This is a genomic window from Arthrobacter sp. V1I7 (assembly GCF_030817015.1).
Classification (GTDB): domain Bacteria; phylum Actinomycetota; class Actinomycetes; order Actinomycetales; family Micrococcaceae; genus Arthrobacter.
On sequence record NZ_JAUSYS010000001.1, the window covers coordinates 3,571,634 to 3,592,520 of the forward strand.

A 20,887-nucleotide genomic window follows, 5' to 3' on the forward strand; every position below is an offset into this window, starting at 1 on the left:
ATGAATGATTCCGTCAACTGCCAGTTGTCCCGCCGGTCCTTCCTCGGCTCCGGAACCGCAGCGGCCGCTGCCCTGGCCGTCGGGGCCGCCGGAGGCGGAGCCCTGCTTGGGGCGCCCGCTGCCGCCGCCGCCAACACGGTGCCCCTCATCAATCCGGTGGTCCCGCAGCGGGCAGACCCATGGCTGATGAAACACACGGACGGCAGGTACTACTTCACCGCCTCCGTACCCGAGTACAACCGCCTCATTGTGCGCTCTTCCCCCACGATTGCGGGACTGGGCAGCGCGCCTGAATCGGTCGTCTGGACGCGGCCCGCCACCGGAACCATGGGCGGGCACATCTGGGCTCCTGAACTGCACCACTTCGACGGCCAATGGCACATTTACTTCGCCGCCGGAGACAGCGTGGACGTCTTCCGGGTGCGGATCTACGTGATCTCCACCGAGGACGCCGATCCTACTACAGCGGTCTGGGGACCGCCGATCCGGGTGTACACCCATGCGGACACCTTTGCCCTGGATGCCACCACTTTCGAGCACTCGGGCACGCGTTACCTGCTGTGGGCCCAAGGCGACGCCGGCGTGAACTCCAGCCTCTTCATCGCGTCCATGTCGTCACCGTCAACGCTTTCCAGCACCCCGGTCCGCATTGCGGTTCCCACGCTGGAGTGGGAGACCCGGGGGTACAAGGTGAACGAAGGTCCCGCTGTGATCAAGCGGAACGGCCGGATTTTTGTCACCTTCTCCGCCAGCGCCACTGACGCCAACTACTGCATGGGCCTGCTGGCGGCCGATGCCACCGCGGATCTGCTGAGCCCGGATTCCTGGGTGAAGACCCCCACGCCCGTGTTTGTCACCAACGAAGGCTCGAAGCAATATGGGCCCGGCCACAACTCCTTCACCGTGGACGAGGCCGGCAACGACATGCTGGTTTACCACGCCAGGTCCTACCGGGAAATCGCCGGCGATCCGCTCTACGATCCCAACCGCCACGCTCGGGTCCAGCGGATGTACTGGAACCCAGACGGAACACCGGACTTCGGCGTTCCGGTAGGCGACGGCGAGCTCCCCGTACGCCTGGAGCCCGCCTCAGCCACCGGCAGCTTCCTGGCCCACGACGGAACGGTGATCACCGCTGCCACCTCTCCCGCCCTCGGCGCATCCCAGTTCCGCATCGCATCCGGATACGCCAAGAAGAACTCCGTGGTCATCGAGCCCGTCCTGGCCAAAGACCACTACCTCCGGGCGCAGGGGTCCACGGTGAACATCGCGGCCACGGAAGGGTCCTCCTCTGCCTTCCTCAAACGGAGCGGCCTCTCGGACGCTGCCGGAGCCTCCTTCGAGTCAGTCGACCAGCCAGGCTCCTACCTGGTGCTCCGCCACGGCGTACTCGCTTTGGCCAAGGTTGCCAAGGGCGAACGGCCAGCGGCCACGTTCTTCCTGGGTTCCTGAACGGGACAGACCCTTCATGAGGTCTGCCGTCATCTCGAGATCGCCGGCTCGACGTGGCATCGCTGGCCCGCCCAGTACGGCCGGATGAAGCTCCAACGCGAGACGGTTGAAGGGGCTCGACCACGGAGAACGCCCGGCGGTTTTGGTGCGCTGTCAGCAGCGTTCAGTCACTTGATTCCGTTGTCGTGTTGATGCTGGCCGTGGCGGGGGCCGCCTCGGCCAGCGGATAGCCGAGAGCAGCGCTGAGCGCATTGGCAACGTGCACGGCCGGGTCCTCGCAGGGGCCGTCGGTGCGTCCATCGGCCACGGTCGCCGCGTCGGCGGGACATTCGCCTAACTTGATGTCGCTGTTGAAAGAGCGGGTTCCACGCCCAGGCATTGGATTCTTCGACCTCGGCACCTACCATGTCTGCGGCTACCTTCCCGTCGTGCCCGGCGGCGGTTTCGGGGTGGCCAGTGATGGCGGACGGGCTTTACACAGCAATCCGAATCACGTCCACTCAAGTCCCGCGGAGACCTAATGGTCCTGATCTGCCAATTGAACTTTTGATAGAGCTCTGCTGACGCTCATCCGTCCAACCCCCAAGGCTTGGGCAATTTCTGTGATGGGTGCGTTGTCCGCGTACATGGTGCGGGCAGCCTTGATCTTGGCTTCGGTCATTGTGGCGGGGTCGTCCACCGACGCGGCCGCGTGCCCTTGCTGCATCGAGGCCAGCACGGGTCCGTTCGAGCATTCTGCTTCGTTCATGCTCAGCGATGGGCACCGGCAACGAGATAGTGGACCGACGCACGGTGCCCACCCCAGAAACATCCGTTGAGGGTTCCGCCGCCGAATTTCTCGCCGCCCACATTGCCCAGGTAACCCGGGGGCGCGAAATCGCGGCCACCGGAATTTGTGCCAGCGGCCCGGTGGACCCGGACGGAGTTATCCGCAACCCTGATACGCTGCCGGCATTCACCGGACTGCCCATTGTCGCCGACCTTCTTGATGCTTTCGGTGTACCGGTCGTCACCGACAATGACGCCGTATGTGCTGCTCTCGCCGAGCAGCGCATTGGCGCCGCCCAAGGGGCATCCAGCCTGCTGCACATCACACTCGGCACCGGAATCGGCGCCTGCCTCCTGACACATGGGATGCCGCTGCGCGGCGGCGACGGCATGCACCCCGAAAGCGGACACATCTCCGTCCGCATCCCCACCCCGCCCTGCTATTGCGGACGCGAAGCTTGTTGGGAACAAGCCGCTTCGCGGCAGGCACTTCAGCGGACGGCAGCGTCACTGCTCGGAAAGGACCCGACAGACCAGGCCGCCATTGCCGAACTGGCAGCACTCGCCGATAACGGAGAGGCGCCAGCAGCCGGAGTCTTCCATGACTTCGGCCTCGCCGTCGCCGACGGCCTCAGCACGCTACTTGCCGTCTACAGGCCGCAAGCCGTGGTCCTGGGCGGCAGCGGCGCCGACCACTTCCGCATCTACAAGGCCACCGTTACCCAGGCACTCAGTCGGCTCGGGGACTGGATACCAAAAGACACTCTCGCGAAAACGAAGCTCGACGACTACGGCGGAGCAACCGGAGCAGCGTTTCTCGCCCTGACTGCTGTCGATCCCCGCAAGGACGGATCCTGAAAACCAAGGAAGGAAAAAGCACTACGCGGAACAGACGCTGAACGTGGGAGCCCGCAGCAGGTATCGACAATGGTGCTCTCCTTCACGTAGGAGGGATCTGTGCTTGGGACTTCGGCGCCATAATTTCCTCGAGGTGTTATACCCGATCACGGCGCGTCCTGCGGAACCCCTCCTGAGCGCTTGCTCCGCAAGGGGCTGCTGGACGACGCCGGCCCGCTCGTCCTGGCTGCCCGGGCCTTCGCGGCGGCAAGCTGATCGGTGGCTTCTGAGCAACTGACCGCGGTCACGGCCGCTGGAAGAGTCTGGCGCGTTATGAGTACGACTTCGGCGACAGCTGGCTCACCTTCTCGAGCTGGTTTTCCGCCGGCCCTCGGACTCGGCAGATCCGACCGCGCGGCAGATCGAAGGCGCCGGCGCGCTCCACTGGAAGATTCCGGAGGCTTCACTGGGTTCCAGGAGATTCTGGAAGCCCAGGCCGACCCGTCCCGCCCTGATCACCCCGACACGCCACGTGGGTGGCCGCGATGACCGGCACGAACGAGCCTTTTGACCCTGTGCGGAGTCGCCAGCGACCACCGCATGAAGCGCACAATGGTACTGCTCCAAGATCAGATCGAAAGGCCTGGGCATTGGTACCCAGAACTTGCAAGCGTTACTAGACCCGCGCTGCTATCTCGGAGCTCGCGTAAACCGTCTCCCCACCGAGTAGGGTCCGTGCCACCCGCACCCGATCAAAGCTTTCGGAACCCTCGATCGGCCCTGTGAGAATCACTAGGTCCGCCAGCTTTCCAACTTGAAGACTCCCGATCTCGTTCGCGATGCCCGAGGCCTCGGCCGACCCGAGCGTGTACGCACGGATACCGTCGTCGATACTCAGCCGCTCCTCCGGCTGCGCGGGTGTGCGCGATTCAGCGTTCAGCGCGTGCAGGTCCGCGGTTGGGGCTGTGCGCGTACAAGCCGTGTGCAGTCCCCACAGAGGGTCCGGACTGGTTACTGGCCAATCGCTGCCCATCGCGAGGTGTGCTCCGGCGTTGCGGAGGGACCCGAAGGGAAAGTGATGGCGCGCTCGGCCTTCCCCAATAAGCGGGAACTTCCGCTCGAGAATTTATTGGTCATTCCTTGCCCACAGCGGTTGCAGATTGGCCGTAACGTCCAACTCGGCAAATCGACCGAAGTCGGCAGGGTTGACGACGTCGAGGTGAGCTATCTGGTGCCCTTGACCTGGGCCGTTCCGGCGCCGGGCGTGGGCGACCGCATCTAGGCACTCGCGTACAGCACGATCTCCGACGCCATGGAAGTGGATGCTTAGTCCGGCCGCATCGAGCTCCGCTGTGATACCCGCGAGATGCTCAGGGCTGATGACTGAATCGCCTCGGGCTTCGGGGTGCACTCCTGTGTAGGGCTCGATGAGTGCGGCGGTGCAGTTCTCGCAGATGCCGTCCTGCATGATCTTCACGCTGCGAATCTCGAAGCCGGCCTCAGCGGCGGCCCGAATCTTTTCGAGCATCTCGGGGATGTAATCGGATCCCGCCGCCGGAGGCCACCACATGGAACCCGTCACCCTAGCCCGCAGCGAATCGTCTGCGATGGTCTCGATATACGCCGGAAGGGAGTCCGGCAGGGTCAGGTAGGCGCCGAGGATCGCGTCATGCCACGCCGTGATGCCAAGGGAGAACAGGTGCTGCTGGGCCGTCAGCAGCCCTCGGCGGAGATCCTCGGGGCGGTGCGGAGGGACGAGCCGGGACACGAGCTCACCGGCGGCGTCCATGAGGACGCCAGTTGCCTCGCCATGCTCGTCACGGACGATTCGGCCTGCAGTCGGATCAGGTGTTTCCCTGGTGATGCCGGCTAGGCGGAGAGCCTCCGTGTTGGCCCAAACTCCGTGCGCGTCGTGGCTTGTGAAGACAGCAGGCCTGTCAGGCACAAGCTCATCGAGTAACTGCCGTGTGGGTAGACCGCCCGTGAATACGTCACCGAACCAACCGGACCCCACAACCCATTCTTCGTCGTTCACCAAGGCAAAATCCCGAATGATCCCGGCGTATCCCTCGAGAGAATGTGCAGCGTCCAGGTTGCAACCGAGAAGCGCTAGTCCACCCGCTTGAGCGTGAATGTGTCCGTCATGGAAACCGGGCAATACGGCGGCGCCCGCAACCTCTATGTGTTCGGTCTCCGCAACCGCAAGCGCGAGGATCTCCTCATCGTTGCCGACGGCGGCGATTACCCCGTTCGCGAGGGCCAGCGCTGTGGCGCGACTGCGGTCAGGAGACCACAGTTGAGCACCCGTGATGATCACGTTTGGAGCGCTCATGGCATCAGAACCTTGGCAATCGCGGAGCGCTTCCACAAGCCGTAAACTATCGCCGGCACCACGAACCCAACCATCCATGCGACGTCGACGAAGGCAAGCGGTTCCGCGAGAGGCCCTGTGTACATTGTGGTCACCATAAACGGGATCTGGACGAGGATACCTACGAGGTAGCTCACCAATCCGATCCGATCCCAGCGCCCGTAGATTCCGCCGTCGCGGCGGAACATGTCGTCCACTGCGTAGTGGCCCTTGCGCAGGATGAAGTAATCAACCAGGTTTATCGCCGACCAGGGGATAAGGACGTACAGCAGGATGGTGACGAAGTTACCGAAGATGACGAGGAAGTCGTCTTTACCTAGCAGTGCTCCGAGCATGGCGAGAAGAGCGTAAATGACGGTCATGACGACCCGCTTGACTGTGTCAACACGGATCTTCGACGAGAGAGTCTCGAAGACGGTAAGTGAGCACATGACGCCGGAGTAGATGTTGGACGAGTTCATCACTGCTGAGGCGATTCCAAATGCGAAGAGCACGACTGGACCAAATCCACCCAGTAGCCCTCCGAGCGCCGCCATGGCGTCACCGTCAGTGGTGGTGAGGCCTACTAAGGCGCCCAGGACCATGACGAGTACGGTCCCGATGACAAGGCCGAGGTAGGTCGCCCAGAACGCTTGCTTTGCACCGCCCTCACGCGGCATGTACCGCGAGTAGTCGGAGACGTACGGCGCGTAGGCGAGCTGCCAGGTGACGCCGATGGCGAGCATGCCAAAGAAGCCGGCCCCGCTGAAGCCGAGGTCACTGTGTCCTGCAAAAGTCGAGGGGTTTGATGCTGCGACGAAGATGGAGATCGCGACGAGTACACCGACAACGATCGAGAACACACCCATGAGCTTGCGTACGAGATCGTAGCCAAAGATCGCAACCCCGAGCGCGATTACTGCGCAGATGATGATGCCGGGGTTGATTGAGTCGCTTTGGAAGGCGGCTGAGAAGCTCTGAGCGGCAACGACGAGGTTTGAAGCGAAGAAGCCGAGAAACATGATGAGCGCTATGAGTGCGAGTATGCTCCCGCCAAAGTAGCCAAACTGCCCGCGGGCCTGCAGCATCTGGGGAATTCCGAGCTGTGGTCCTTGGGCAGCGTGCAAGGCGGCCCCGAATCCACCGATGACATTACCGATCACTACTGCAGTAATGGTCCAGCCGAGTGATAGGCCGAACAGTGTAGGTCCCAGTGCGCCGGTGACAACCGTGAGCGGCAGCATATTGATTCCGAGCCATACGAAGAAGAGCCCACGAGTGGTGCCGTGGCGTTCATTTAGCGGAATTGGGCGGATATGGCGGCGTTCGAACGTGATCAACTTCGTGCTTCTGTTCGAATCTTTAGCGTTTTCGGTTGTGTCTAGCATGGGGCACTCCTAGGTGCGGTGAGTAGCGGATGGTGAAGTTGTCGGATCCGCCAAGAGCTGCGACCGGACGGCAACGCAGACTCCTCTATTTTTTGTGGCACGGGGCTACATTCGAAAGCGTATGCTCGGGACTTACATCACGTAAACCATTGAATAATGATCCGCATCATCGTAAAAGCAGATGACCAGAGGGTGCCGGCTCTGTGAACGTAGATTCGAACACCAATGTTCACCCACTAGCTGCTCACATACTTAATGGGAATCCAGTGGCGGCCTCCGGCTTAGGCTCTCAACGCATACTTGAGGTAATTACCGAAGTACCGTGACCATTCGTGGATGAGGAGGTTGCGTGAAATTTAGGCAGGAACGAGTGCTCACGCCACGATCACGCAGCCGGAGGCGCCATGACAGCAGGCCTCCATCCCTGGCGCCGCAACGCCATCCTCAGCGTCCTGGGAGGAACAACACTCCACGTCACGCTGGCTTCCACCCCGCGGTCCTGACATGAATACCCAGTAGCACAAGCTACTTCGGGTTACCTTCTGTTGGCCAGGTCCCGTTCGCGTGTGAATCCGAACGGCACGTCTGCTGAAAGAACGACGGAGAAGTGGCTGAATTCGTGACGGGTCACGAGAAGACCGCGGGTCCCGTCTGCCAATGCCTGGCTGCGAGCTGCTGTAATTGCGATATCCAGCTTTTCGTCCATTTCTGCTTTGTTCCGCACATGGACATCTGCGATGACGTGCATTGTTCCTTTGTATCCTTTCGAAACTACTGGGGTCGGGCAGACGGGACAAGAGGCACCTGCTACTGCAGTGACCCCTGATCATTTATTAGTTCTGCTCTTGGGTTGGCATGAGCCCCCGGAGATCCTCCTGAATCTCCTTGGGCTTTGATTCCGCAACTAACCGTGCTGGAACCATGTGGTTTTCAGAGCGGAGTAGTTATCAAGGGCGTGGGCGGACAGGTCGCGACCGAACCCGGACTGGCGGAAGCCTCCGAAGGGGGTTGTCAGGCCAAGCGCATCGACTGTGTTGACGGAAACCGTGCCGGCCACAAGGCGGGCTGCCACGCGATGTGCCCGACCAAAATCACTAGTCCAGAGCGATGCCGCCAAGCCGTATTCAGTGTTGTTCGCCAGCGCGACCGCTTCATCCTCAGCGTCAAACGGAGTCACAGTAACTACCGGGCCGAATACTTCGGTGCGGTGAAGGTGGTGGTCCGCAGGAAGGTCCGTCACGATGGTCGGCTCGATGTAGGAGTCTGAACCCTCAATTGTCAGGCGTGAACCTCCCGCGTAGATCGTTCCAGCCTGAGAGGCTTCCTCGATAGCCTGCATCACGGAGTCCGCGTGTTTGGTATCCACCAGGGCACCGGATCCTTGATGCTGGGGGTCGAGCGGGTTGCCAGGGGTGTAGTCCTTGCTGGCTCTGGCCAGCAGTTCGATGAACTCTTTATAGACGGGGCGTTCCACCAAGATGCGGGAGTTGGCCGAGCATACTTCTCCTTGGTTATAGAACGCGCCGAATGCTGCCTTCTGCGCGGCGGTTGGCAGATCAGCATCGGCGAAGATCAGATTTGAGCTTTTGCCGCCGGCTTCGAGTGTGAGCCGTTTCATATTGGATTCTCCGGCGCAGATCTGCAGGTGCTTTGCCACGGCAGTGGACCCCGTGAAGGTGAGGGCATCGACGTCATTGTGCCGTGCCAGTGCTTCACCAACGATGGCGCCAGACCCAGTGACTACGTTGAGTACACCGGCCGGGAGGCCTGCCTCGGCAGCCAGGTCCGCTAGACGCAGAGCCGTAAGCGACGACTGCGTTGCAGGCTTGAGGACAACGCTGTTGCCCATTGCCAGTGCCGGGGCCAGTTTCCATGCCGCAATTTCCAGAGGATAGTTCCAGGGCGTGATGGCTACTACTACCCCTAGCGCCTCGCGCGTTACCAACGCCGTTGAGCCTGGCGGCGTCGACGGAACCTCATCGGAGATCTTGTCGATCAGCTCCGCATACCAGCGGAATGTGGCAGCAGTGCCAGGAATGTCAATGGAGGAGGATTGCGCGAGCGGCTTTCCCATGTCCAACGTTTCCAACAGGGACAACTCGTCCGCGTTGGTTTCGATGAGTTCGGCCAAGTTCAGAAGGCATGCCTTGCGGTGGTCGGTCGAGGAGCGGCTCCATTCGCCGGACTCGAATGAGCGACGGGCAGCCTTCACTGCCCTTTCGACGTCTTCGGCGGTACAGGCGGCGACTTCCGCGACCGTCCTGCCGTCAACAGGGCTGATGCTGGCGAACGTCTGACCGGTCGCTCCGTCAGTGCGGCCTTCAATGTAGGCTCTCCCGTCAACTTTAGGCAAGGTAGGTGCGGGATGAGCGTCGAGGGCGTTCGTGATCACGAGGTGCTCCTAATATCGGCGTGCGTGGGGGCAGTGGTATGTTTTTGCGTCCCTCCGGAGCGGCGGGCGAGCAGGTAGTGGAACGGGCTGTCGAAGAAGACTGCGACGGGCCACGAGATGGCTTTGATGGGTTGTCCTGTGCTTCCTGCGGATCAAGCGTCGTACATAAGCTCATAGAGACAAGTGATTTATTCGATGTGATTCAACACGAGAACGCTTGCAGGTTCTCCCAGCGGAGTCAGCTCCGGGGAAGGAGCGCACCACTATCTTCGGAGCCTGCATCGTGGGCGTCCTCGCTGCTGTGTGCGACGGCGTTACGGACCCTCTTACCGCGGGCATAGCCCACGAATCCCAGGACCAGGATGCAGCCGAGGGTGCCCAGTGCGAAGGCTTCAAAGGTGAATTGCGAAACGCCCCAAATGGCTTCGAAGTCGTATTCCAGGCCGAAGAGAACATCCAACGTTCCCGGGAATATTGCGACCCACGAGCCGAGCAGGATCCATACGAAGCAGATGGCACCCAAGGCGCGGAAACCGGCGTCTGATACGGGAACCTTGAAGGGACGCTCAACATGCGGGTACTTGCTGCGCAGTTTGACGGCAGCGGGGATTGCCAGAAGGTAGCTAAGCAGGAATGTGGAGATGGCAATGGTTAGAACAACGCCGAAGAGCGCACTGCTGGTACCGCTTACCTGCATGGCCGCGAGCATGAACAGCGTGGCCACTACTCCCGAAAGCGTGTTGACACGGATCGGGGTGCCGAGCTTGGGATGGAAGCGGCCAAAGAACCCTCCGAAGAACGAGCCGTCTGCGGCGGCCATGGCCTGCATGCGGTCGCTGATGATCATCCAGGCTGCACCCTGGGAAACCAGGACGAAGCAGAAAATGACCGCTGAAATGGCGAGCATGGCTTCAGCAGCCGGGCCGAAGACTGCGTAAACGGTGGCCACGGCCCCGAAAAGGCCGCCGATGCCGGTGATCTGGTCCAACGGCACTACCAGCAGGATGGCCAGGATCGGAAGGAGGTAGCTCGCAGCGGCGATCATGGATGAGCGTGCAATGGAGATGGGAACGTCCTTGGCCGGGTTTTTCATCTCTCCTGCGGCGCTGTTGCCGGACTCAAAGCCAAGGAAGGAAAACAGCAGCAGCGGAGTGACGCCCAGGAAACCCGCAAGCGTGGGAGAGAAAAAGCCGAGGTCCAAGCCGTTGAAACCGTGCTGCAGCCCGTAAACCAGGGTGACGATGATGAAGAAGGTCAGGAACACGACCTTGAGAATGGCGCCAAGGGAGGGCAGCCATTTACCGTGCTTCAAGCTGACGATGGCCGAGGTCACCGTGATCCAGATGAACACAATCTTGAATATGTAGTCCCCTACGCTGCCGGCTTCCACGTGGCCTACATATTCGGACCACGTCTCTACCGCCACGAATGCCATGGCGCCGCCCACCCACACGGGCTGTGTCACCCAAGTCAGCAGGGACGCGATGGCGGCAACCACCCGCCCGAAAGCCATTTTCGTCCAGACATACACGCCTCCTTCTTCGGTAAACGCCCCGCCCGTTTCTGCGAAAATCAGTCCGTAAGGGATCAGGAACGTGATGGCCAGGATGAGGGTCCACGTAAAAGTTTCACCGCCAAAACCCGAGACCTGGCCCAGAACCTCCACGGAGATGACGGCCGCGACCACCAGCAACAAAATGTCCATGCGGCCGAGTGACTTCTGCAGATGCTTGCTTTGCTCCTGGGCAAGGCGCGTTGACGCTATTGGCTGATCCATAATCGATCCTTTGCTGCTGCTTAAGTTTGCTGATTCGTGAATGTGGGTGGAGCGCCGTCATGTTTCGCAGACGGGGTCCCGGGGATTGGAAGCCTCTTTGCTCCCGGACCTGCTTAGTACACCCACAGTAACCAGTGAGGTGTATCACGTAAATAATTGAATAGTGATGCAGGGCATCGGTTTTTTAGATACACAGTTCGATTGGGTCACATGAGGCCGCGCGTTGATGAGCGTGGTTAATGTTCAACAGCCGCGCGAATAGCGGAACCCACACTTCCCAAGGCCTTGGCGCGGGCCAGGCGGAGGGCAGCTGAAGCACCCATAAGGCACAGCAGTTCGACGGCGATGAGGGTGAGCATGGCCCCCTCGTGGCCAGGGAGGGCGGCCATTCCGGTAGTTGTGGCATGGCTATGGCGACCTCCGGTGCCCGGGGCAGTAAGCAGGACCAGGTGGAGCAGGATCATGGCGGCATTCATTGCCAGCAGGCGCCCGGCGCCATGCCCGGCACATAGCCGCCCAGCCATCATCGGGGCAGCGCTGGCCAGGCAGACTGCTGCCATGGCGGCCATCCACCAGGCCATAACTCCAGCAGGGCTGGTAGCTGCCGCGATGACGTGGGCGGCGGTGCTGACTGCCGACACAGCGGTGACAATGCCAGCCGGGGCGCCTGGTGAGTGCCCGGAGCGCGGGCGGGAGCGCTGGTACATAATCCTCCTGGCCGCCCGGCACCCCCCGACTTTGGGGACTTTACGCCAGGCTGTGAGATGAGTAACATGAAAGCGTTGGTTGAACAGTTGTACCATCAAAACTCGACTTCAGGAAGTGCCATGACCCTTCAGACCACTGACTTTGCTGCATTGGCGCAGCACCCTCTTGAGCAGCTCTCGGCCCAGGAAATTCAGGAGGCCCGCCGAATCCTTTCCGATGCGGATCTTGTGCCCGACACGACCCGTTTCGCCTACCTCGGCCTGGTTGACCCACCCAAAGCAGTCCTCCGAGGAGACGCCGCAGGCGCCGACCGTGTAGTCCGCGCCATGCTCTGGGATGCGGCCAAGTCCCGATCCCTTGACGTCCGCCTTTCCCTGACCACCGGCCTCGTCATTGATCGGCGCGAGTTGGACCCCTCCGTTGACGGCCAACTTCCCGTCCTCCTTGAGGAATTCGGGATCATCGAGGACATTCTCGCCAACGATCCGCAGTGGAATGCTTCTCTCGCCTCGCGAGGCCTCACCCCGGAGCAGGTCCGTGTGGCACCGCTGTCAGCAGGGGTGTTCGAATACGAAAATGAGACGGGCAAGCGACTCCTGCGTGGCCTAGGTTTCCGGCAGGACCATCCAGGTGACCACGCTTGGGCGCACCCCATCGACGGTCTGGTGGCGTTCGTGGACGTGGAAAACCGCCAGGTGGACCACCTGATCGACGACGGCCCAGTGCCCGTTCCGGAGGTTAACGGCAACTACACCGAGCCGGCAATCCACGGCGAACTCCGCACAGACCTGAAGCCGATCGAGATCACGCAGCCGGAGGGCCCCAGCTTCGCACTGGAAGGCAACCATCTGTCCTGGGCCGGCTGGGACCTCCGCATAGGCTTTGACGCACGTGAAGGACTGGTGCTCCACCAACTCCACCACACGCACAACGGAAAGCGGCGCCCGGTGGTCCACCGCGCGTCGATCTCCGAAATGGTGGTCCCCTACGGTGATCCATCCCCGTATAGGAGCTGGCAGAACTACTTTGACTCCGGCGAATACCTGGTGGGAAGGGATGCGAACTCGCTCAAGCTTGGCTGTGACTGCCTGGGCGACATCACGTATATGTCCCCCGTGGTTGCCGACGATTTCGGCAACCCGCGCACCATCGAAAACGGCATTTGCATCCATGAGGAGGACGCAGGGATCCTGTGGAAGCACACAGATGAGTGGGCCGGATCCAACGAAGTGCGCCGCAACCGCCGGCTGGTGGTGTCCTTCTTCACCACCGTTGGCAACTACGACTACGGCTTCTACTGGTACCTGTACCTGGACGGCACCATCGGGTTTGAGGCCAAAGCCACAGGCATCGTTTTCACTGCCGCGCTGCCGGACAAGAAGTATCCCTACGCCTCCGAAATAGCCCCAGGCCTTGGCGCCCCATATCACCAGCACCTCTTCAGCGCCCGGCTGGACATGATGATTGACGGCGAAACGAACCGCGTGGAGGAACTGGACCTTGTGCGCCTGCGCAAGGGCCCCGGAAACCCACACGGAAACGCATTCACCCAGAAACGCACACTGCTGGCCCGCGAGTCGGAAGCTGTGCGGGATGCCGACCGCGCCCAGGGCCGCGTATGGCACATCAGCAACCCGGAATCTCTGAACCAGCTCGGCCACCCGGTAGGCTACACGCTCTTTCCGGAGGGTAACCCCACGTTGGCCATGGCGGATGATTCCTCCATCGCTTCCCGGGCCGCTTTCGCCCGGCACCACCTGTGGGTCACCCGGCATGCGGAAGAGGAGCTCTACGCCGCCGGTGACTTCGTCAACCAGCACCCGGGTGGTTCCGGCCTTCCCACCTACGTGGCACAGGACCGCGATATCGACGGCCAAGACCTGGTGGTGTGGCATTCCTTCGGCCTGACACACTTCCCGCGCCCGGAGGATTGGCCGATCATGCCGGTGGACACCACCGGTTTCACCTTGAAGCCGCATGGCTTCTTCGATGCGAACCCCACTTTGAACGTTCCGCCATCCACGGCCGGCCACTGTGTTTCCGGGAGCCAATCGGCCGAGACCGCCCACGACGGCACCGCCGCCGGTCACGGGACCGGCATCTGCGGACACTGACCCGGTCCACCGCGGGAGCGCGCCGGCTCCCGCGGTGGTAGGGTGCACACGATCCCGTCCCTGAACACCCGCACAATAAGGAGCAGCATGCCCCGCTTGGTAGACCACCAGGAACGGCGCAGGTCGATCATCGAGACCACATGGCGGCTGATCGCGGACCAGGGCATCGAGAACGCCAGCATGCGGGACATAGCCCGGGAATGCGGATACGCAGCCCCCGGCGTGCTCGCCTATTACTTCCCCAACAAGGACGCCCTGCTACTGGCCTCCTACGAACTGATCTGTGAACGGACCAACGAACGGATCGCCGCCGGTACCTATAGGCGCCGCGGCCTTGCGGCACTGCGCCGCCTCTGCCTGGAAATCATTCCAGCGGAGCCGCTCACTATCGTCGAAGCCCGCGTGGCCGTTTCCTTCTGGGAGCGTGCGCAGACCGAAGATGCCCTGCGCGCCGTAGGTCGGGACGCACTGCTGCACTGGCGGGGTTTGGTGATGGGATTCCTGGCCGAAGCAGAGCACGACGGCGAATGCGCGCCTTTGGCTGATCCCGATGCCGTCGCTGATGAGCTGCTGAGCGTCATGATGGGTCTGCACGTGACCTCCATGCTTGATCCACATGGCATCACCGGCTCCCGGCAACGCCAACTGGTGGAACGTGCATTAGCGCGGCTCGCCGTAGTAAACACCGACGCCCGCCTCGGCTAAGAGTCCTTCCTTGGCCTGACTGCATTCCGGTTCGGCGTTCACGCCGATCTTCAGCGCACAAACCCCTCCGGGACTCTCGGCGCCCGACGATGTACGGGCCAGCGCCGATCGGAGTAACCACTCCCCCGGTCCAGCACTCCCGCCCTCCTTATAATCGGTGCCCTCACCGGTCAGGCCGTCGTGCTCGGCGAGTCCCCGCGGCCAACCTGGGCACCAAGTGCAGGCGCATGCAAAGCAAGGAAGTCAGCACCATCACCGACGACGTCAAGGAGGCCGCGCTCAACCCTCGCCATCGGCATCCAAGCCGGTCCCTGTTGCCTCATTGCAATACCTCCGGGAAAGGTGATTCGTTGCCTCATTTGAAATCCTCCGGTTGACCCCTTCGTTGCCTCATTGAAAAACCTCCGGATTTTCAGTTGTTCCAGGCCCTGTTGACGGGTTTGACCGCGCCCGGCTGTTTGGCTCGGGCCAGTGTTTCGAGCTGCGCTGTGAGTGCCAGGATCTGGCGTGAGAGTGCGCCGGGTTTGATCTGCCTGAAGGCGGCGTTCATCCGAATGACCGGGCGCTTGCGCATCTTTTCGTGCCGGATGGCGCGCTGGTGGGGCGTGGCAGGTGCGTCGTGTTTCTTGGTCACTTTCGCGCCGTGCCGGTGTTTCTCGAGGAGCTTTTGCTGGGGCAGCAGGTAGTTGGTGAAGATCCGGTCCAGTTCCCAGATCTCGTTGAGTTTCTCGCGTTCCGCGGCGGTGTCGTAGCGGAGGTAGCCGACGAGTTCCCGGACCCTGGCCCAGTTCTTCTGCTCCACGTGCGCGCCGTCGTTCTTGTTCCCGGGACGGGAGCGGGTGAACGTGATCTGGTGGGCGTGGCAGTAGGCGAGCAGGTGCTCGTTGATGAACTCCGAGCCGTTGTCCGAATCGATCCCGATGATGGGAAACGGGAACACAGCGGTGACGTGTTCGAGGGCCTCAAAGACCCATTTGGCCGCCTTGTTCCGCACGGACCGATTCACCGTCCAGCCGGTGGAAATGTCGGTCACTGTCAGGGTAAAGCAGAATTCCCCGAAGCTGTTGCCGCCCTCGTGGCCGACCAGATCGATCTCCACGAATCCCGGGACGGCGTCGTCCCACTCGGCCCAGGTCCGGATCGGGATCTGGGATTTCAGGAGGGTGCCGGGCTTGGTGTGTGACCGGCCCCGCGGGAAAAGTTTCGCCCGTTCACCGACGAGTTTCCGGTCGATGGTCGCCGCGCTCATGCGCATCAGCAAAGCAGCCTGATCATCCGTGATCGCAAGCTCCTTGTCCCGCCGCAATAGCGGCACCAGAACCGGCAGCATCGGGGCCAGCAGCCTGCCGGCAGGAGCCCGCAGCACCGCCCAGCACCTGATCAGCGGCGGGAGCAGATCAGGGCCGTAGACCGGCGTCCTGCCCGGTCTGGGCTTGACGATTTTCAGGACCAGGGCCTCCCGCAAGGCGACCCTGGCATAGTCGCGGTGCCAACCGGTCAGTTCGACCAGCTCGTTCAGGATCCGGGATTTCCCTGCACGATCGGCGCTCTTATAGGCGAGGGCTTTCTTCTTTGTCACAGCTTGCCGCTGGTCCATCGTTAGCTCCATGAAAACGGGCATAACCCCCATCCGCCGCCCCGGCCGGAAACCACGCCGCTACGCGGAGGTTTTCAATTGAGGCAACGTATCCGGCTACGCGGAGGTTTTCTACGAGTCAACGCGCGGTCTGGGAAAGGCCGCCATTGTGAATTAAAATCCACACGTAGTCTCGTTAGAGGGATGTGGGTCCCCGTTCAAGCTGCGGTTCTTCCGGGCCAGGGAGACTCAAATGGGTTGACGTTCCCAGGGCGCCGTGACAGCGTCTCCGGTCACGCGAACAGGGAAGGCTAAACGGGCTGGGTGACCTGGCCGGCACCACAGGGCTTTCGGTCCCGGCGGGGGAGAGCCCCACGTTGTCAAAATTTTGATGAAACAAGCACTGGTTTTTCTGTCATTGGAAGCGTAGCGACTGAGAGACCATGTCGTCGTGACATGGTCTCTCAGATTCAACGCCGTATCAGGGGTGTCCTCCTGGGTTTTCGGCCCGCTACCTATCAGTGATGACGGCAGTTGCGTCTATCTCCACGAGCCATCCGGGCCGTGCGAGTGCTGACACGACGAGGCCGGTCGATACGGGGAAGACGCCCTTCAACCACTTCCCGACCACGCGGTAGACCGGCTCACGGTGCCTCGGTCTGTGAGGTAGATGACGACCTTGACGATGTCTTCGAGGCTGCTGCCCGCCCGTCGAGAAGGAGCTTGATGTTCGCCACCGCCTTCTCGGCCTGGGCCTTCACGTCGCCGATGCCTACCGAATCCCTGGTGTCGAGGTCCTGGCCGATCTGGCCCCGAAGGTAAACGAAGTTGTTGGCCACGACGGCCTGGCACAGATGATTGTCGAGATTCTGTTCCAGGTAGGTGTCCCTTGTGTTGAAGACCGGATGCGGGTGTGGGTCGGCATCAGACTGCCCCGCTGGGCACTAGCGCGTCCTGATCGTTGTGGGCGAGGTAGCTCCGCTGAATAGAGATTTGGTCAGCAACATACTTGGCGTCATGCCAGACGCCCCAAATGAAGCTCGATCCACGGCGTGATTGCCAGGGCAGGCCCAGGAAGTAGACGCCGGGCTCGGAAGAAACCCCACGTTGATGCTGCGGCCTGCCATTGGCGTCGAAGGCGTCGACCTGCAGCCAGCTGAAGTCCTGCACAAAGCCGGTTGCCCAGACAATCGAAGTGACACCGGTTGCGGCGAGGTTGAGCTCGCGGAGTGGGTTGATAAGACTTTCGGAGTCCGCGCGCAGCGTGCGGGCCTCCGGTTCCTCGGGAAGATCGAGGCCGTTTTGTTCAATGTACGCGTCGGCCTGATCGAGCAGCTGCAGATAGTGAGCGTCGCCGTTCGCGATGTTTTGGCGAAGGTCCTGGGCAAAGCGCATGGTTCCGTTCTCGAAGACTTCGGTCCGGCCGACGAGCTTGATGCCGTCTTCGGCAATGGCCCGGAAGTCGACGGTGTGGCCGCCGTCCGCCCCGCTCACCGCGATGGTTACGTGCTCCGCGCCCCGGGGAGGAGTGGCAGCGTCCCACATGCCGAGCACTCCGAGCCACCAGCAGAAGTCCCTTCCGCGGTAACTGCGCGGGGGGCGGTCATGCGGTCCGACGGAGAGGTAGACCTGACGACCCGACCTCTGGATTTCGGCTGCGATCTGCACGCCGGAGGATCCGGCGCCGACAACGAGGACGGCGCCTTCAGGCAACTGGCCGGGGTTGCGGTAGGAGCTGGAGTGCATTTGTACGATGCCGGCGGCCTCGGGAACGACGGCCGGGATGACGGGCTTCTGGAACGGGCCTGTGGCAGCCACGACATAGCGGGCCTTGAAGTCCCCGTCCGAGGTCTGCACTTCGAAGCCGGGTGCGCCCACGTTTCTGCGCACGGATTTCACCTCGACTCCGCAACGGACTGGTGCGTTGATTTTCTCTGCGTAGGCGACGAGGTAGTCTGCGACCTGTTCCTTCGAGGCGAATGCACCCGGTTCGTGCTCGGTGAACTCCAGGCCCGGGAAGCGGTCATGCCAAACCGGCCCGTTCGCGACAAGAGAGTCCCACCGCATCGAGCGCCAACGCTCGGCGATGCGATCGCGTTCCAATACGACGTGCGCGAAACCGCGTTCACTCAGGTGCTCGCTCATCGCGATGCCGGCCTGACCGGCCCCTACGACAAGGACCTCAACCTCTTGGCTGGACATGTCAATCTCCTATTATTCGGGCGAATTGCCACAGTGGTACTTCACGCGACACGACACCGAAGGGTCATGTTTTCCGTGGGTTCCTTCTATGCGAACCTCGACTGGAATGTTTTCGTAGCGGACACTGCGGCCTCTACTGTCAATTCTGACGGGGTTATCTGCATCTGCATAGCGAATAAATTCGCTCAACTAAATCAAAAATATAGATTCAGTTCCGTCCAAAAGCTCTCTGCAGGCAGGCCGGACGGGCGTGGGGGTATGAAGCGCGTGCCCGATTGACGACGTTTGTTTGCCAGCAACACCGTAAATTTCCCCGGGGATGCTAATGCCAGGGATCGGGCCATTGCAAGCAGCCCCGGCTTGGAAGTCGGGTCACCCTCTGCGCGTGCTACTGAGCCTTTTCACGTGTAGGGGCGGGTGCCTGCCGCGTAGCACGTGCAGTTTGCCGCTTCAGGGCTTCGAGGTCCCGCGACACGGCCGCTTTCGCGGCAGTACGGCTCTGCAACGACGTTTGCCGTATGTGGTCGTTTCGCCCTGAATCAGGAGAGCGATGAATAGCCTCTCGCTGGACAAATACGGGCCGCACCACAACGTTGTGCGTAGCCAACGGGTCATGGAAGAGAACCGCCATTGACGGCGCCGTGTACTGGGTTTCGGAATAGCTGCCATGGTTGGCTGGCTGTTGTATCTTCATATCTTCAGAATCAAAGTCTCATCGAGGGGTCAGCTGGCAGTGAGGTGTTACATCGGAGAAATGACGACGCCTTCCCTATAGTCGAAAGCCCTGCGCCGGCGGCCGTGGCCAGCAATGATCCAGAGGACGTGGTGTTCTTCGGTCATAGCGTCTATGTGCCCGGAATAGGGCTCATGTATCGGTTCGGCGACAAAGACCGATTGTCCCGGCTGTAGCGCGGTCCAGTTCTGCGGAACGGTCGTTTCGGTATCTTTCGGCATTGCCTTCATTCTCCTGCTCTGCATCGCCAGCTTCCTGGCGCTTTTAAACGCCGGGACCAGGAAGCGGCTCACGGCGCCTGGGTCACCGTAGGTATTAGTTCTCAGTCAGTATTTGTCTCGGGCTGGTCGTTCCCGTGGCCTATCCCAGAAAACGTCTGATCGTGGTGCCACCTGAGGCGGTTCTTTGCTGCTGTGTAGAGGGCCTTGGGCGTTTAGCCGAGCCCCGCCATTGACGCGGCAGAAAGGGCCTTTTCCATCTTCTGCCTGTCCAGCAATCCACGTTCAGTCACCAGGTCTGCGATGCCCCGGTTGCTGGCGAGTGCTTCTTTAGCCAGCTCGGCCGCCACGGCGTAGCCGATCAAGGGGGCCAGGCCAGTGACGACGCTTATCGATTCGAGCATGCGCTGCTGCAGGACCTGGGTGTTCGCTTTGATGCCGTCGACGCAGTGGGTGCGGAGTTGCCGGCAGGCGACTGTAAGCCAGGCAATTGACTCGAGGAGGGCGTCAGCTATGACGGGTTCGAAGGCGTTGAGCTGCAACTGGCCGGCCTCCACAGCCATGGTCACCGTCGCGTCAGCGCCGACGACGCGGAAGGCGACCTGGTTAACCATTTCGGGGATGACCGGGTTGACCTTTCCGGGCATGATGGAGGACCCGGCCTGTACCGCGGGCAGGAAAATCTCCGCGAACCCGGTCTGGGGGCCAGAGGAGAGCAAACGAAGATCGTTGCAGATTTTTGAGAGTTTTACCGCCGCCCTCTTCAGGACCCCGGAGACGAGCATGAAGACGCCGGTGTCGCCGGTGGCCTCCACCAGGTTGGTCGCCGAGACGAGCTGCAGGCCCGTGACTGCGTTGAGCTCAACTATGACGGCTTCCCGGTATCCGGGCGGAGCGGTGATGCCGGTGCCGATGGCTGTGGCGCCAAGGTTGGATTCGCGCAGGTGCGGTAAGAGTTCCAGGAGCCGGTTCCTGTCCTCGCGCAAGGTTTCGGCGAAAGCCCCGAATTCCTGGCCCATGGACATCGGTACTGCATCCTGGAGTTGGGTTCGCCCTACCTTGATGATGCCTGCGAACTCTACCGCCTTGGCATCAAAGGCTTCGCTGAGCCTGGTGTGCTCGGAACAGAACTCTGTAAGTTCGCGCTGCAATGCGATCTTGATGGCGGTGGGGTAAACGTCGTTGGTGGACTGACTCCGGTTCACGTGGTCAATAGGGTGCAGCACGGTGTAGTCGCCTTTTCCGTGGCCCATCAGTTCCAGGGCGCGATTGGCGATTACTTCGTTGGCGTTCATGTTGGTACTGGTTCCCGCGCCGCCTTGGATGGTATCCACGACGAACTGGTCGTCCAAGAGCCCCTCCATGACCTCCCGGGACGCCCTTTGTATAGCGTCGGATTTGACGGGTTCCAGGAGGCCGAGGCTTTCGTTGGCACGCGCTGCGGCATACTTCACAGCTCCCAGTCCCCACAGCAGGGAACGTAGGCTGCCGATGGGCCGTCCGCTGACGGGGAAGTTTTCCACGGCCCGCATGGTGCTGATGCCCCAGTAGGCCTCGGCGGGGACGTCCCGGTCCCCTAGGCTGTCGTGCTCCCGCCGGGCGCCGGTGTCGGTCGACGAAAATTGATCTGTCATGGTCCTGTTCCTAGAAAATCGGAAGAAATCCCC

Annotated in this window: 16 protein-coding genes and 3 pseudogenes; 6 read left to right on the forward strand and 13 right to left on the reverse strand. The window is 61.6% G+C overall.

Annotated elements, in window-relative coordinates; translation table 11 throughout:
- A complete protein-coding gene (locus QFZ69_RS16350) occupies positions 1–1,452 on the forward strand; it encodes a family 43 glycosylhydrolase (RefSeq protein WP_373461709.1) in 1,452 nt (483 codons plus the stop codon).
- Positions 1,453–1,573, forward strand: a pseudogene (locus QFZ69_RS23380) (IS3 family transposase); the annotation flags it as partial.
- A gap of 42 nt (positions 1,574–1,615) precedes the next feature.
- On the opposite strand, the gene QFZ69_RS16355 reads toward QFZ69_RS23380, so the two are convergent.
- Both QFZ69_RS16355 and QFZ69_RS16360 read right to left on the reverse strand, forming a co-directional pair.
- A complete protein-coding gene (locus tag QFZ69_RS16355; protein WP_307000281.1) occupies positions 1,616–1,759 on the reverse strand; it encodes a hypothetical protein in 144 nt (47 codons plus the stop codon).
- A 210-nt stretch (positions 1,760–1,969) separates the two neighbouring features.
- Positions 1,970–2,200: a helix-turn-helix domain-containing protein gene (locus tag QFZ69_RS16360; protein ID WP_306912874.1), complete on the reverse strand. Its 231-nt coding sequence runs from the start codon at positions 2,198–2,200 to the stop codon at positions 1,970–1,972.
- A gap of 8 nt (positions 2,201–2,208) precedes the next feature.
- Here QFZ69_RS16360 and QFZ69_RS16365 point away from each other — a divergent pair, with 8 nt between their 5' ends.
- Positions 2,209–3,078, forward strand: coding sequence for an ROK family protein (locus QFZ69_RS16365; RefSeq protein WP_306912875.1), 870 nt, complete (start codon positions 2,209–2,211; stop codon positions 3,076–3,078).
- Positions 3,079–3,733: 655 nt separating this feature from the next.
- On the opposite strand, the pseudogene QFZ69_RS16370 reads toward QFZ69_RS16365, so the two are convergent.
- Positions 3,734–5,215 (reverse strand): annotated as a pseudogene (locus tag QFZ69_RS16370) (amidohydrolase).
- Here QFZ69_RS16370 and QFZ69_RS16375 point away from each other — a divergent pair.
- A complete protein-coding gene (locus QFZ69_RS16375; RefSeq protein ID WP_306919722.1) occupies positions 5,201–5,434 on the forward strand; it encodes a hypothetical protein in 234 nt (77 codons plus the stop codon). The pseudogene QFZ69_RS16370 and the gene QFZ69_RS16375 sit on opposite strands and share 15 nt — an antisense overlap.
- Here the strand turns inward: QFZ69_RS16375 and QFZ69_RS16380 are convergent.
- The 5 genes from QFZ69_RS16380 to QFZ69_RS16400 all read right to left on the reverse strand — a co-directional run bounded on the left by QFZ69_RS16380 (position 5,386) and on the right by QFZ69_RS16400 (position 11,671).
- Entirely contained in the window at positions 5,386–6,795 is a 1,410-nt protein-coding gene (locus QFZ69_RS16380) for a cytosine permease (protein WP_306912876.1), read from the reverse strand. The genes QFZ69_RS16375 and QFZ69_RS16380 overlap by 49 nt on opposite strands.
- 535 nt (positions 6,796–7,330) lie before the next feature.
- Entirely contained in the window at positions 7,331–7,543 is a 213-nt protein-coding gene (locus tag QFZ69_RS16385) for a hypothetical protein (RefSeq protein ID WP_306912877.1), read from the reverse strand.
- A gap of 156 nt (positions 7,544–7,699) precedes the next feature.
- The gene (locus QFZ69_RS16390) at positions 7,700–9,187 is read right to left on the reverse strand and encodes an aldehyde dehydrogenase (protein ID WP_306912878.1); all 1,488 of its coding nucleotides are present in this window, start codon (positions 9,185–9,187) and stop codon (positions 7,700–7,702) included.
- A gap of 238 nt (positions 9,188–9,425) precedes the next feature.
- Positions 9,426–10,964, reverse strand: a complete 1,539-nt coding sequence (locus QFZ69_RS16395) for an APC family permease (protein ID WP_306912879.1) — start codon at positions 10,962–10,964, stop codon at positions 9,426–9,428.
- Between the two features lie 236 nt (positions 10,965–11,200).
- Positions 11,201–11,671 (reverse strand): hypothetical protein, encoded by a 471-nt coding sequence (locus QFZ69_RS16400; RefSeq protein WP_306912880.1) that lies wholly within the window; start codon positions 11,669–11,671, stop codon positions 11,201–11,203.
- A 120-nt stretch (positions 11,672–11,791) separates the two neighbouring features.
- Here QFZ69_RS16400 and QFZ69_RS16405 point away from each other — a divergent pair, with 120 nt between their 5' ends.
- The gene (locus QFZ69_RS16405) at positions 11,792–13,786 is read left to right on the forward strand and encodes a primary-amine oxidase (protein ID WP_306912881.1); all 1,995 of its coding nucleotides are present in this window, start codon (positions 11,792–11,794) and stop codon (positions 13,784–13,786) included.
- Positions 13,787–13,873: 87 nt separating this feature from the next.
- Positions 13,874–14,491, forward strand: coding sequence for a TetR/AcrR family transcriptional regulator (locus tag QFZ69_RS16410; RefSeq protein ID WP_306912882.1), 618 nt, complete (start codon positions 13,874–13,876; stop codon positions 14,489–14,491).
- Between the two features lie 412 nt (positions 14,492–14,903).
- Here the strand turns inward: QFZ69_RS16410 and QFZ69_RS16415 are convergent, their stop codons facing one another.
- From QFZ69_RS16415 to QFZ69_RS16435, 5 genes and pseudogenes are all read right to left on the reverse strand, one after another.
- Positions 14,904–16,088 (reverse strand): DDE-type integrase/transposase/recombinase, encoded by a 1,185-nt coding sequence (locus QFZ69_RS16415; RefSeq protein WP_306912883.1) that lies wholly within the window; start codon positions 16,086–16,088, stop codon positions 14,904–14,906.
- A 490-nt stretch (positions 16,089–16,578) separates the two neighbouring features.
- Positions 16,579–16,992, reverse strand: a pseudogene (locus QFZ69_RS16420) (RidA family protein).
- Positions 16,992–18,269 carry an NAD(P)/FAD-dependent oxidoreductase gene (locus QFZ69_RS16425; protein WP_306912884.1) on the reverse strand — a complete coding sequence of 426 codons (1,278 nt, stop codon included), beginning with the start codon at positions 18,267–18,269 and terminating at the stop codon, positions 16,992–16,994. Before QFZ69_RS16425 ends, QFZ69_RS16420 begins: the two are co-directional and overlap by 1 nt.
- Positions 18,270–19,010: 741 nt before the next feature.
- Positions 19,011–19,295, reverse strand: coding sequence for a hypothetical protein (locus tag QFZ69_RS16430; RefSeq protein WP_306912885.1), 285 nt, complete (start codon positions 19,293–19,295; stop codon positions 19,011–19,013).
- A gap of 140 nt (positions 19,296–19,435) precedes the next feature.
- On the reverse strand, positions 19,436–20,854 hold the full coding sequence (locus QFZ69_RS16435; RefSeq protein ID WP_306912886.1) for an aspartate ammonia-lyase: 1,419 nt from the start codon (positions 20,852–20,854) through the stop codon (positions 19,436–19,438).
- Between the last annotated feature and the right edge of the window lie 33 nt (positions 20,855–20,887).

Bases quoted from the DNA above. Each gene is read 5' to 3' on its own strand.
- QFZ69_RS16350 (WP_373461709.1), top strand. From the start codon at position 1: ATGAATGATTCCGTCAACTGCCAGTTGTCCCGCCGGTCCTTCCTCGGC.
- QFZ69_RS16360 (WP_306912874.1), bottom strand. From the start codon at position 2,200: ATGAACGAAGCAGAATGCTCGAACGGACCCGTGCTGGCCTCGATGCAG.
- QFZ69_RS16365 (WP_306912875.1), top strand. From the start codon at position 2,209: ATGGGCACCGGCAACGAGATAGTGGACCGACGCACGGTGCCCACCCCA.
- QFZ69_RS16375 (WP_306919722.1), top strand. From the start codon at position 5,201: ATGGAAACCGGGCAATACGGCGGCGCCCGCAACCTCTATGTGTTCGGT.
- QFZ69_RS16380 (WP_306912876.1), bottom strand. From the start codon at position 6,795: ATGCTAGACACAACCGAAAACGCTAAAGATTCGAACAGAAGCACGAAG.
- QFZ69_RS16385 (WP_306912877.1), bottom strand. From the start codon at position 7,543: ATGCACGTCATCGCAGATGTCCATGTGCGGAACAAAGCAGAAATGGAC.
- QFZ69_RS16395 (WP_306912879.1), bottom strand. From the start codon at position 10,964: ATGGATCAGCCAATAGCGTCAACGCGCCTTGCCCAGGAGCAAAGCAAG.
- QFZ69_RS16400 (WP_306912880.1), bottom strand. From the start codon at position 11,671: ATGTACCAGCGCTCCCGCCCGCGCTCCGGGCACTCACCAGGCGCCCCG.
- QFZ69_RS16405 (WP_306912881.1), top strand. From the start codon at position 11,792: ATGACCCTTCAGACCACTGACTTTGCTGCATTGGCGCAGCACCCTCTT.
- QFZ69_RS16410 (WP_306912882.1), top strand. From the start codon at position 13,874: ATGCCCCGCTTGGTAGACCACCAGGAACGGCGCAGGTCGATCATCGAG.
- QFZ69_RS16415 (WP_306912883.1), bottom strand. From the start codon at position 16,088: ATGGACCAGCGGCAAGCTGTGACAAAGAAGAAAGCCCTCGCCTATAAG.
- QFZ69_RS16425 (WP_306912884.1), bottom strand. From the start codon at position 18,269: ATGTCCAGCCAAGAGGTTGAGGTCCTTGTCGTAGGGGCCGGTCAGGCC.
- QFZ69_RS16435 (WP_306912886.1), bottom strand. From the start codon at position 20,854: ATGACAGATCAATTTTCGTCGACCGACACCGGCGCCCGGCGGGAGCAC.